The sequence below is a fragment of the Blastococcus sp. SYSU DS0552 genome (assembly GCF_054050815.1).
The window spans coordinates 1-11,813 of sequence record NZ_JBJHAB010000025.1; the positions used below are offsets into that span (position 1 = coordinate 1).

The following is an 11,813-nucleotide window of genomic DNA, read 5'->3' on the forward strand; positions in this document are numbered from 1 at the left end:
CCCCCCCCCCCCCCCCCCCCCCCCCCCCCCCCCCCCCCCCCCCCCCCCCCCCCCCCCCCCCCCCCCCCCCCCCCCCCCCCCCCCCCCCCCCCCCCCCCCCCCCCCCCCCCCCCGCCCCCCCCCCCGCCCCCCCCCCCCCCCCCCCCCCCCCCCCCCCCCCCCCACGTCTCCTTCCTCCGGTCCATCGACGACGCCGTGGCGTTGCACGAACGGCTCCGCGACGCCGAGCACGTCGCCATCATCGGCGCGGGCTTCATCGGTCTCGAGGTGGCCGCGACGATCGCCGAGCTCGGCCGCCGCGTCACGGTCGTGGAGGTGGCCCCCGTGCCGCTGGCCCGGGTGCTGGGCGACGAGATGGGGGCCTGGTTCCGGGAGCTCCACGCCCGCCGGGGCGTCTCCATCCGGTGCGGCGCGTACGCGCTGTCGGTCGAACGGGCGCCGTCCGGCTACCTCGTGGAGCTCGGGGGAGACGAGGCAGTCCAGGCGGATCTGGTGATCGGTGCGCTGGGCGCGGCGCCTGACGTCGACTGGCTGCGCAGCAGCGGTATCGCCCTCTCCGACGGCGTGCTCTGCGACCGCAGCCTGCGCACGTCGGCCCCTGGCGTGGTGGCCGCCGGTGACGTCGCCCGCTGGTACAACCCGCTGTTCGACGAGGACATGCGGGTGGAGCAGTGGACCAACGCCGTCGAGCAGGGCCGGCACGCCGCCGGCGTGCTGCTCGGGGGGAACGACGCCTACGCACCCGTTCCGTACTTCTGGTCCGACCAGTTCGACGCGAAGATGAGGTTCGTCGGCCGCACGAACGGGGCGGAGCAGGTACACGTGGAGTCGCTCTCGGAGGACTCCCTGGTCGCGGTGTTCGGCCGCCACGGCGTCCAGGTGGGCGCGCTGTGCATCAACGCCCCGGCCCGACTGCCGGACCACCGGGCGGCCATCTCGCGGCGCCGCGCGTACTCCGAAGCGGTCGCGCACTGAGGGTGCCGGGATCCACCCCTTCGGGGACTGTCCGCTCCTCCTGATCCGGCGAGGATCGAGCCGATCCGGTCGAGGAGGACAGGCGCTGAGGCGGTCGGCGGCGCCCGGACCACCGCCTCGTGGTGTGGTGCGGGCCCGGGAGGCCGGCCTCGGCGCGGGCTCCGGCGGGCCGGCCGTCCCGACCACAGGAGTCCGACCACCATGCAGGAAACCGCCGCGAGCACCCCCGGTGCCGACGTCGACGCCTACGTCGAGGCCCTCCGTCCGCGGGAGGGCATCTGGATCGCCGGTGCCGGGCGGGCCGCGGCGGACGGTGCCTGCACCGAGGTCCGGGACCCGGCCAGGGACCGGGTGGTGGCCCGCGTCGCCGATGCCCGTGCCGCCCAGGCGACGTCGGCCGTGGACGCGGCGGCGGCGGCCCTTCCCGGGTGGGCGGCCACCGCGCCGCGCGAGCGGTCCGAGATCCTGCGCCGCGCCTTCGAGATGATCATGGAGGAGCGGGACGAACTCGCTCGCCTGGTCTCCCTCGAGAACGGCAAGTCGACCGCCGACGCGCAGGGTGAGGTGGCCTACGCCGCCGACTTCTTCCGGTGGTTCGCCGAGGAGGCGGTGCGCACCGAGGGTGCGTACGGGACGTCCCCGGCGGGCGGCGCCCGGACCATCGTCACGCACCGGCCGGTGGGCGTCGCCGCCCTGGTGACGCCGTGGAACTTCCCGGCCGCCATGGCGACGCGGAAGATCGCCCCGGCTCTCGCCGCCGGATGCACGGTCGTGCTGAAGCCGGCGGCCGAGACGCCGCTGACCGCGCTGGCCGTCGCCCGCCTCCTCACCCGCGCCGGCGTCCCGGACGGGGTGGTCAACGTCGTTCCCACGTCGGACCCTGCGGCCGTCGTCTCCACCTGGCTCGAGGACCCGCGGGTGCGGAAGCTGTCGTTCACGGGATCGACGGGGGTGGGGAGGCTCCTCCTGCGGCAGGCAGCGGACCGGGTCCTCAACACCTCCATGGAACTCGGTGGGAACGCGCCCTTCGTCGTCATGGACGACGCCCACCTCCCTGCGGCGGTCGAGGGCGCGATGACGGCGAAGTTCCGCAACGGCGGTCAGGCGTGCACGGCGGCGAATCGCTTCTACGTGCACACGTCGGTGGTCGAGGAGTTCACCGCCCGCTTCGCGCACGAGGTGGCCGGTCTGACTGTCGGGCCGGCGGACGAGGGGAACCGGATCGGCCCGCTGATCACGCCCCGGGCCGTCGCCGACGTGCGTGCGCTCGTCGACTCCGCGGTGCAGGCCGGCGCCCGGGTGGCGTTCCAGCAGGAGCTCGACCCCGCACCGGGCGGCTACTTCTTCCCCCCGACCGTGCTGACCGACGTGCCCGACGGAGCGGACATCCTCGCAACGGAGATCTTCGGCCCGGTGGTCACCATCGTCGCGTGGTCGGACGAGCGGCTGCTGCTCGAGCGGCTCAACGAGTCCGAGTACGGCCTCGCCGCGTACGTCTACTCCACCGACCTCGAGCGGGCCCTGCGGTTCAGCGAGGTCCTCGACGCAGGCATGGTCGGCGTGAACCGCGGGGTCGTCTCCGATCCCTCCGCGCCCTTCGGCGGTGTCAAGCAGAGCGGGCTGGGCCGGGAAGGTGCGCGCGAAGGGCTGCGCGAGTTCCAGGAGACGCAGTACTTCAGCGTCGGCTGGCCGTGACGGCCGGCAGCGGGGTGCGGTCCCCGTCGGCGGGGCGGCGACGACAGCAGGTGAGCCGAGGAGGAGCCGTGTCCGTGCGCAGGATCGTGACAGTGATCGAGGAGGTGCTGTCGGAAGGGGGCCGCGAGGTGGCGCCGGCCGCGCGCACGGCGGTGGTCGCCGCCGTGGTGGCGAACCCCTGGGCGGGACAGGGGTTCGTCGACGACCTCGGACCGGGCATCGAGGCTCATGCGTCCCGGCTCGGCGCGCTCCTGGCTCCTCGGGTCGTGGCTGCTCTGGGGGCGCCGGTGGAGGCCTACGGCAAAGCCGCGATCGTCGGCCTGGACGGCGAGATCGAGCACGGGTCGGCACTGATCCACACGCTTCGTTTCGGCGAGCACCTGCGCTCGGCAGTGGGCGGGACGACGCTGCTGCCCGCGGTGGAGAAGCGTGGCCCGGCCGGCGCCGCGTTCGACATCCCGCTGAAGCACCTCAGGGACGCCACGATCCGGTCCCACCACCAGACCGTCGAGGTCCGCCTCCCCGACGCGCCGCATCCCGACGAACTGGTCATCGCCCTCGCTGCGGCCGCCCAGGGCCGTCCCCAGCAGCGGTTGGCGCCGCTGTCGACCGAGCGCTGAAGTCCGGTAGCCCGGCAGGTGGCCGCGGTGGGCGGACGTGCCCGCCACCCGTCCCAGGGGCGTGCGCCGATCAGCGCGGTCGACCGGCCGAGGGGGGGCGATCACGGCTACGGCAGGCGCGGCGCTGCGTGCGTCGGAGCCCGTGGTCGAACCGTGATCCCGGGATGCGTGTTTGACCCCGGTTGGGTGACAGCGGGGCCCCCCGGTGATTCGTAGCGTCTGGGACCACTGCTCGGCTCACCACTGCATCGACGGAGGTACGGGACATGGGACAGCGTCCAAGGAACGGGCTCAAGGCCGGCTGTGCTCTCGCGGCGGTGACCGCGCTGGCCGCGTGCGGGGGCGCTGCCGGTAGCAGCGCCGGGGGCGGTGGCGAGCAGATCACGCTGAGCTACGCGTTCTTCGCTCCCCAGGCTTCCTTCCCCGGGGTCCAGATGGAGGAGTGGGCCTCGCGCATGGACGAGTGCACCGACGGCCAGGTCGCGGTGGACTTCTACCCCGGCGGGACGCTGCTCGGCTCCGGGGACATCTTCGACGGCGTCTCCCAGGGCGTGGTGGACATCGGCATGGACTCCCCGGCCTACGACGTGGGCCGCTTCCCCCTGAGCTCGGTGATCGCGCTGCCGGTCGGCTTCGCCAACGCCGAGGCCCCCAGCAAGACGTTCCTGGACCTCATCACGGAGTACGAGCCGGCCGAGTACGACGGCTACGAGATCGTCACGGCCTTCACCACGGAGCCGGCCCACCTCCAGACCCAGCAGCCGGTCGCCAGCAAGTCCGACCTCTCCGGTCGGGAGTTGCGGGCCGCGGGCGCGGGCGTCCCGGCGCTGCAGAGTCTCGGGGCCTCCCCGGTCGGCATGCCGATGCCCAACGTCGCGGAGGGGCTGCAGACGGGGGTCATCAGCGGCTACATGTCCTCGCGCGAGGTGCTCCAGGACTTCGGCCTGGCCGAGCAGGTGGGCTACGTGACCGACTACGCCTTCGGCGTCTCGAACAGCTTCGTCGCGGTGATGGACAGCGACCGTTTCGCCGAGCTCCCGGAGAACGTGCAGGAGTGCATCCGCGACCTCCGGCCGGAGATGGCCGAGTTCGCCTCCCAGTACCACGACCAGGAGAACGTCCAGGCCGCGCTGGAGTGGGCGGCGGCCGAGCACGGTCTCGAGACCGTCGAGCTCGCGCCGGCGGAGCGGGAGGAGTGGGACCGGACGCTGTCCCAGCTCGTCGACTCGTGGATCTCCGACACCCGAGGCGACTTCGACCCGCAGGAGGTCTTCGACCGGATGCAGGAGCTTCGCGAGCAGTACAGCGCGGAGGGCTGATCGTGGCGAGCTCCCAGAAGCCCGGCGACGGGGTGCCCGTCGACGGGGGGCCCGGCGACGGGGTGCCCGTGGACGAGGGGCCCGACAGCGGGAAGAGTTCCGGCAACAAGACCACGAAGGCGCTGGACGGGGTCTCCAGGGGGCTCGCCGTCATCGCTGCGGCGGTCCTCCTCGTGATGATGATCCTGACGGTGGGCAACATCGGCCTGCGGCTGGTGGCCACCCCCTGGTACGGCACGTTCGAGCTCGTCTCGCTGCTCGCCGTGATCGTGAACGGCCTGGCGCTCGCCGATGCGCAGCGGGGCCGCTCGCACATCGCGATCGACCTGTTCATGAACAAGACGCCGGTGCGGGTGCAGCTGATCGTGGGCGGGCTGATCACCGTCGTCTCGATCGCCCTCTTCGTGCTGCTGGCCCAGCAGCTCGTCGCCTACGGGATGAACTTGCGGAACCAGGGTGCCCTGACCGATTCGCTCCGGCTGCCGTTCTGGCCCTTCTCGCTCGTCCTCGCGGTCGGGGTCGGGGGACTGGTGCTGGCTCTCGTCAGCGATGTCGTCCAAGTAGGCCGGAACCTCCGGTCGAGCGTCCCGGAGAGCATCTGGTGAGCGCCGTCGGGATCGTCGGAAGGACGAGGACGTGAGCCCGGTAGCCGTCGCGCTGGTCGCGATCGCAGCGATGCTCGTCCTCCTGCTGCTGCGCATGCCCGTGGCGTTCGCCCTGATGCTGACCGGCTTCGTGGGCGCCGCGTACATGCTGACCCCGTCGGCCGCGCTCCAGCTGTTGTCGGCGGACCTGTTCCGCCAGTTCACCTCGTACGGCCTGTCGGTCATCCCACTGTTCGTCCTCATGGGGCAGGTCGCATTCAGGGCGGGGATCAGCGAACGGCTGTACGCGGCGTCCTACAAGTGGATCGGCTCCCTGCCGGGCGGGGTGGCGGCGACGACCATCCTGGCCAGCATCGGCTTCTCCACCGTGTCGGGGTCCAACTCGGCGACGACGGCGACGATGGGTGCGGTCGCGCTCCCGGAGATGCGGAAGTACGGGTACAACCCGGCGCTCTCCGGCGGCAGCGTCGCCATCGGCGGCACGCTCGGTGTGCTCATCCCGCCCTCGACCGCGCTGATCATCATCGCGATCCAGTCGGAGCAGTCGATCACCCGGCTGTTCGTCGCGGCTCTCGTCCCGGGTCTCGTCGTGGGCGGGCTGCTGCTCGCGACCGTGCTGATCCTCTGTCGGCTCCGGCCGGACCTCGGGCCTCCTGGGCCGAAGGTGCCGTGGGGGGAGAAGTTCCGGGCCCTGGGAGGCGTGTCCGAGGCGATCGTCCTGTTCGCGCTCGTGATCGGCGGCATGTACGTCGGCTGGTTCTCGCCGACCGAGGCGGGCGCGGTGGGCGCGTTCGGTGCCATCGTGATCGCGTTGCTCCGGAGGCAGTTGACCCTCCCGAGCCTGTGGACGGCCGTCCTCGAGAGCCTTCGCATCTCGGCGATGGTCGTGCTCCTGGTCGCCGGTGCGGTGGTGTTCGGGCGCTTCCTGAGCCTGACGCGGCTGCCGTTCGACCTGGCCGACGCGATCAGCGGACTGGCGGTGCCGACCACCGTGATCCTGCTGCTGATCCTGTTCGTCTACCTCGTGGGCGGTGCGCTCATGGACGCGCTCGGGTTCCTGGTCATCAGCATCCCGATCTTCTTCCCGCTGATCCTGGCTCTCGGGTACGACCCGGTCTGGTTCACGATCATCATCACGCTCGTGACCACGCTGGGTGCCGTGACACCTCCCGTCGGCGTCAACGTGTACATCGTGAGCGCCCTGGACCGCGCCCTCGACGTCGTCCAGACGTTCAAGGGCACGATGGTCTACTACGTGCCCTACGCGTTGTCGATCGCGCTGTTCATCGTGTTCCCAGGGATCATCGTCACCGGGGGCTGAGCGGGGTCGTCGCCTCGCACTGGTCCGCGCCGTGGGCGCCCCGCGCAGTCATCTGCGCGGGGCGCCCTCTGCGTGGGGCGCTCCCGGCGTGACGTGTTGCGAGGGTCAGCGCTGCCGGGCGGCGGCGGCGTGCAGCGAGCGGATGAAGAGGATCTCCTCGGCCGAGCGCCGCAGCCAGGTGCGCAGACCATCGGGGTCGTCGCGGTTCGCGTCGCGGATCTGGCCGAGCCGCACCTGGCGGGTGCTGGCCTGCGCGCGCTGCGCCGTGGGCAGCGCGCGACCCTCGGCGCGGGCGACCGCGGTGAGCCCCGCCCCCACGAAGACCAGGTCGCGGACCTCGGTCAGCTCGGCGAGCAGCCGCTCGGCGGCGGCGTCGTCGCCCGCGGTCAGAGCGGTCAGCAGTTCGTCGGCGCGGCGGCGGCCCTCGGCGGCCGGGTCGGGCGTGGTCACGGCACCACTGTGCCCCGGCCGGGCGGGCCGGGGCACAGCGGGGCGTGGACGACTGCCCCGTGTCCGGATGCCTCGGGCCCCCTTCCGGGTACCGCCCCGAGCCTGCGAGGGGTGGGGGGAAGGGGGTCCTTTCTCAGGCGTCGCGGCGGCGCAGCACCAGGTAGCCGGCCAGCAGCACGGCGGCCACCTCGGCGCAGAACACGGCGAACCCGGTCCAGGGCTCGAGCAGGTTCGGGTTGAACGACACCGGCGTGGCGACGACGGAGCCGGCGTTGCCCGGCATCAGCTTGGTCGCCCACTCGCCCCAGGCGCCCGGGAGGAGCACCACCATGTTGCCGACGACCAGCAACAGGGCCAGCACGATCGACAGCGCCGCGGCGGTGTGCCGCACCAGCAGCCCGACCGCGGCCGCGAACAGCCCGATGCCGGCCATGTACAGGCCGCTGCCCAGCAGCGAGCGGAGCACGCCGTCGTCGCTGAGCGCCAGGCCCACGCCCTCGCGCTCGAGGAACCAGTTGCCGCCGAGGTAGCCGAGGGCGGCGGTGACGGTGCCGACGACGAACAGCGTCGTGGTGAGCACGACCGCCTTGGCCGCCAGCACCCGGCCGCGGCGCGGGGTCGCGGTCAGCGTCGCGCGGATCATCCCGGTGCCGTACTCGCTCGTCACCACCAGCGCGCCGAGCACGATGGCGGTGATCTGGGCGACGGTCATGCCCCAGGTGATGAACGCACCGGCGGACTCGCCCGCCGTCCCGTCGGCGAGGTCTGCGGCGCTGACGGCGCAGACCAGGACGGTCAGCCCGGCGCCGAGGGTGACCAGCGCGGCGATCGACCACGGTGTCGAGCGCACCGACCAGAACTTGATCCACTCCGCCCGCAGGGTGTCTGCCAAGCCGGGCCGGCGCACCCCGGGGACGTGCCGGTTCGGGTCGAGGTCGACGGTGTCGGTCATCGGGGCGCTCGCGGTCTGGGTCATCGGGGGGCTCCGGCCGGGGTCTGCTCCCGCGCGGAGTACTCCACGCTCGAGGCGGTGAGGGTCATGAACGCGTCCTCCAGCGAGGAGCGGACCAGGGTGAGCTCGTGCAGGAAGAGCCCCTGCCGGCCGACCAGCTCCCCGATGGCGGCGGCGTCGCGCCCCTGCACCCGCAGCTCGTCGTCGACGACGTCGACGTCCAGGCCGTCGCGGCGCAGCAGCTCGGCCACCTCGGCCCGCTGGGGGGTGCGCACCCGCACGTAGGAGGCCGCGTGCTCGGCGATGAAGTCGGGCATCGAGCAGTCGGCCAGCACCCGGCCGCGCCCGATGACCACGAGGTGGTCGGCGGTCAGCGCCATCTCGCTCATCAGGTGGCTGGAGAGGAAGACGGTGCGGCCCTCGGCGGCCAGCTGCCGGGTCAGCGTGCGCACCCAGCGGATGCCCTCGGGGTCCAGGCCGTTGACCGGCTCGTCGAGCACCACCACCGGCGGGTCGCCCAGCAGGGCGACGGCGATGCCGAGGCGCTGGCCCATGCCGAGGGAGAAGCGGCCGACCCGCTGCCCGGCGACGTCGGCGAGCCCGACGAGGTCGAGCACCTCGTCCACGCGACGCACCGGCAGCCCGTTGCTCGCCGCCATCCAGCGCAGGTGGTCGCGCGCGGAGCGCCCCGGGTGCAGCGCGCGGGCCTCCAGCAGCGCGCCGACCTGGCGCAGGGGCGCGGGGAAGTCGGCGTAGCTGCGGCCGTGCACGGTGATGCTGCCGGCGGTGGGCCGGTCCAGGCCCAGCAGCATGCGCATGGTCGTGGACTTGCCGGCACCGTTGGGGCCCAGGAAGCCGGTGACCCGGCCCGGGTGCACGGTGAAGGAGATGCCGTCGACGGCGGTGCGGTCGCCGTACTTCTTGGTCAGACCCCGCGCCTCGATCATCGCGGGCCTCCGGGGAGCGATCGGGAAGTCATGCCCTGGAGCCTGTCGGCGGCGCCGTCCCGGGAACATCGGGGAGCGCCCTGATCCGACCCTGAACGGTCCCCGAGCTGGTCAGGCCGAGCGGGACAGGGTGCTCCCGGGGCGCAGCTCGCGGCGCAGGGCCCGGGCGGCGGCCTGGCCCGCGCGGTTCGCGCCGATCGTGCTCGCCGACGGGCCGTAGCCGACCAGGTGCACCCGCGGCTCGCCGACGACCTGGGTGCCGTCCAGCCGGAAGCCCTCTCCGGGGCCACGGAGCTGCAGGGGCGCCAGGTGCCCGACGGCCGCGCGGAAACCGGTGGCCCACAGGATGACGTCGGCGCGGACCAGCCGGCCCGGTCGTCCGTCGACCGGGTCCCAGGCCACCCCGTCGGGGGTGATCCGGTCGAACACCGGCAGCCGGTCGAGCACGCCCCGCTCGAGCCCGTCGCGGATGTAGGGGGTGGAGGTCACCAGCCCGGTGAGGCCGACCACGCTCCCGGGGCGGCGTCCCTCGCGCACCGCCGCCTCGACCTTCGCGACCACTTCGCGGCCCAGGTCCTCGTCGAACGGCCCCTCGCGCCACACGGGCGGGCGGCGGGTGACCCAGGTCGTGGAGGTGACCCGGGAGATCTCGACCAGCAGCTGGGTGGCCGAGGCGCCGCCGCCGACCACCACGACGTGCTGCCCGCGGAACTCCTCGGGGCTGCGGTAGTCGACGGTGTGCAGCTGACGCCCTCGGAAGGTCTCCTGCCCCGGGTAGCGGGGGACGAACGGCCGGGTCCAGGTGCCGGTGGCGTTGACGACGGCGCGCGCGGTCCAGGTGCCCCGGTCGGTCTCCACGGAGAAACGGCCGTCGTCGCGCCGGCGGACGGCGGTCACCCGCACCGGCCGCACCACGGGCAGGTCGAACCGGCGCTCGTACTCCGCGAAGTAGGCGGGCACCGACTCGACGGCGGGGGTGCGCTCGTCCACCGGGCGGAACGGCAGACCGGGCAGGTCGTGCACCCGGTGCGTCGTGCCCAGGGTGAGCGACGGCCAGCGGTGCCGCCAGGCGCCGCCGGGGCCCGGCTCGCCGTCGAGCACCACGAACCCGGTGCGCCGCTCGAAGCCCTGGCGGGCCAGCGCCCAGGCGGTGGAGAGCCCGGCCTGCCCCGCGCCGATCACGACGACGTCGACGTCGCCCCGGAGGTGGGCAGTGGTCACACGCATGGCAACCGGCCGCCCTCGCTGCTGCTTCCCGCCCCGGCACACCGGCCAACGGCACCCGCCGGTATCCGTTCCGCGTAAACCGACCGGCCGGTATGGTGCGCCTGCTCACACCCACCCACGACGGGAGAGTGCACATGCCCACGCCCGTGGCAGGCGACCGTTCCTCCGGTGCACCGGCCGGTGATCCGGAGCCGTGGTTCGTCTCCGTCGAGGTCCAGGTGCGGCCGTCGGCCGCCCGGCCGGAGTTCGCGGCCGGGGAGCGGTTGGACGCGGCGGGCGTGGCCCTGCTCGAGCGGGCGCGGTTCCGGGGCCTGCGGACGGCGGTGCTGACGGCGGACCGGTGCTCCTACGGGGAGGAGCTCGACTGGCTGGTGGACCGCTGGATCGACTGCGACACCGGGGACGCCGGCGCGGTCGCGGCCGCGGTGCGCTCGCTGCCCGGAGGAGCCGTCGTCGTCACCGGCTCGGCGCCCGGCGCCGTCCTGCCGGCGGCCGTCGCCGCCCGTGCGCTGGGGCTGCGGGGCCCGGACCCCGCGTCGCCCGTGGTGACCGGTGACGCGGTGGCCCTGCGCGCGGCCCTCGCCGCGGCGGGCGTCGCCGACGGGCGGTGGGCGGAGGTCCGCACCGGCGACCCGGAGCTCACGTCACCGGTGGGATACCCGTGCACGGTGGAGCCGGTGGACGGCGCCGGTGCGCGGCTCGGTCCGGTGCAGGACGACGGCGAGCTGCGGGTGCTCGCCGCCCGCGCCTGCTGCCGGCGCGGTGGGCGGTCGGCGCCCCGGCTGGTGATCGGTGAGCACGTGGCGGGTGACCGGTACGCCGCCGACGGGCACGTGGACCGCGGCGTCCCGACCGTGCACGCGTGGAGCGAGGTGCTCACCACGCCCCCGCCGCACTCCGCCGGCCTGCTGCTCACCGCGACCGCGCAGCCGCCGACGGCGGAGGCCGCCGGCTTCGTCGGCGCCGTGCTCGCCGCGGCCGGTTACGACCTCGGCCCCTTCCACCTGGAGTTCGTGCTGGGCCCGGAGGGGCCGCGGCTGGCCGGCCTGGTCCCGCGGCTCGCCGACGCGGGGGCCCACGCCTGCGTGGACCAGGTGAGCGGGATCGACGCCGCGGACCTCGTGGTCGCCGGCCTGCTCGGCCGGCCCGGGCCGGGGCGCCGGCGGGCGGTCGCGGCCAGTACCCAGTTCTTCCTCGGCTCGCACGCCACCGGGCGGGTGCGGGCGGTGTCCGGCCTGCCGGACGTCGGCTGCATCCCGGGGCTCGTCGTCGCGGAGGTGTTCGCCGACGTGGGTGGCGCGGCGGAGCCCGCGACCTGCGGCCAGGCGCACCTCGGCCACGTCGTGACCGTCGGGGACACCCCCGAGCAGTCCCGCCGCCGGGCGGCGGCCGCGCTGGACGCGATCCGCGTGGAGATCGAGGAGCTGCAGCCGGTCTAGCCGGGCCCTCCGCATCGACCGCCCCCGCCCGGCCGGTCGGCGGGCTCCGGCGGCGGGCTCCGGCTTTCCGGACGGTGCCGTACGGAGCGTGCTGTGGATCAGGGGCACGGATGCCTGGGTGGAGCCCGGCAACACGTGATCAATCCGTGACCTTTGTGGCGCCCGTCACAGACCATTGCCTGCCTAGAGTCCCGGCCTGTGTGCCAGATCACTTCTCCGCGCCTGACCTCCTGCGGTCGCGCTCCCGAGCAGGCGGCCCGGTG

General features: G+C 74.1%; 11 protein-coding genes. 7 read left to right on the top strand and 4 right to left on the bottom strand.

Translation table 11 applies throughout. From position 1 onward, the window contains the following. From ACI8AG_RS18755 to ACI8AG_RS18780, 6 genes are all read left to right on the top strand, one after another. Positions 1-975: NAD(P)/FAD-dependent oxidoreductase (locus ACI8AG_RS18755; protein ID WP_456598218.1), on the top strand; the 975-nt coding region annotated here is incomplete at its 5' end. Positions 976-1,176: 201 nt separating this feature from the next. After that, positions 1,177-2,670, top strand: a complete 1,494-nt coding sequence (locus tag ACI8AG_RS18760) for an NAD-dependent succinate-semialdehyde dehydrogenase (protein ID WP_456598219.1) — start codon at positions 1,177-1,179, stop codon at positions 2,668-2,670. A 68-nt stretch (positions 2,671-2,738) separates the two neighbouring features. Further along, on the top strand, positions 2,739-3,290 hold the full coding sequence (locus tag ACI8AG_RS18765) for an amino acid synthesis family protein (protein ID WP_456598220.1): 552 nt from the start codon (positions 2,739-2,741) through the stop codon (positions 3,288-3,290). A 266-nt stretch (positions 3,291-3,556) separates the two neighbouring features. Then, positions 3,557-4,609, top strand: a complete 1,053-nt coding sequence (locus ACI8AG_RS18770) for a TRAP transporter substrate-binding protein (protein ID WP_456598221.1) — start codon at positions 3,557-3,559, stop codon at positions 4,607-4,609. A 2-nt stretch (positions 4,610-4,611) separates the two neighbouring features. Beyond that, a complete protein-coding gene (locus ACI8AG_RS18775) occupies positions 4,612-5,214 on the top strand; it encodes a TRAP transporter small permease (RefSeq protein ID WP_456598222.1) in 603 nt (200 codons plus the stop codon). Positions 5,215-5,245: 31 nt separating this feature from the next. Then, positions 5,246-6,535: a TRAP transporter large permease gene (locus tag ACI8AG_RS18780; protein WP_456598223.1), complete on the top strand. Its 1,290-nt coding sequence runs from the start codon at positions 5,246-5,248 to the stop codon at positions 6,533-6,535. Between the two features lie 105 nt (positions 6,536-6,640). Here ACI8AG_RS18780 and ACI8AG_RS18785 read toward each other — a convergent pair whose 3' ends face one another. From ACI8AG_RS18785 to ACI8AG_RS18800, 4 genes are all read right to left on the bottom strand, one after another. Further along, on the bottom strand, positions 6,641-6,985 hold the full coding sequence (locus tag ACI8AG_RS18785) for a hypothetical protein (protein WP_456598224.1): 345 nt from the start codon (positions 6,983-6,985) through the stop codon (positions 6,641-6,643). Between the two features lie 133 nt (positions 6,986-7,118). Beyond that, a complete protein-coding gene (locus ACI8AG_RS18790) occupies positions 7,119-7,961 on the bottom strand; it encodes an ABC transporter permease (protein ID WP_456598225.1) in 843 nt (280 codons plus the stop codon). Beyond that, entirely contained in the window at positions 7,958-8,884 is a 927-nt protein-coding gene (locus ACI8AG_RS18795; protein WP_456587521.1) for an ABC transporter ATP-binding protein, read from the bottom strand. Before ACI8AG_RS18795 ends, ACI8AG_RS18790 begins: the two co-directional genes overlap by 4 nt. A 111-nt stretch (positions 8,885-8,995) precedes the next feature. Next, the gene (locus ACI8AG_RS18800) at positions 8,996-10,105 is read right to left on the bottom strand and encodes an NAD(P)-binding domain-containing protein (protein ID WP_456598226.1); all 1,110 of its coding nucleotides are present in this window, start codon (positions 10,103-10,105) and stop codon (positions 8,996-8,998) included. A 140-nt stretch (positions 10,106-10,245) separates the two neighbouring features. Here ACI8AG_RS18800 and ACI8AG_RS18805 point away from each other — a divergent pair, with 140 nt between their 5' ends. Beyond that, a complete protein-coding gene (locus ACI8AG_RS18805) occupies positions 10,246-11,550 on the top strand; it encodes a hypothetical protein (protein WP_456598227.1) in 1,305 nt (434 codons plus the stop codon). Positions 11,551-11,813 lie beyond the last annotated feature (263 nt).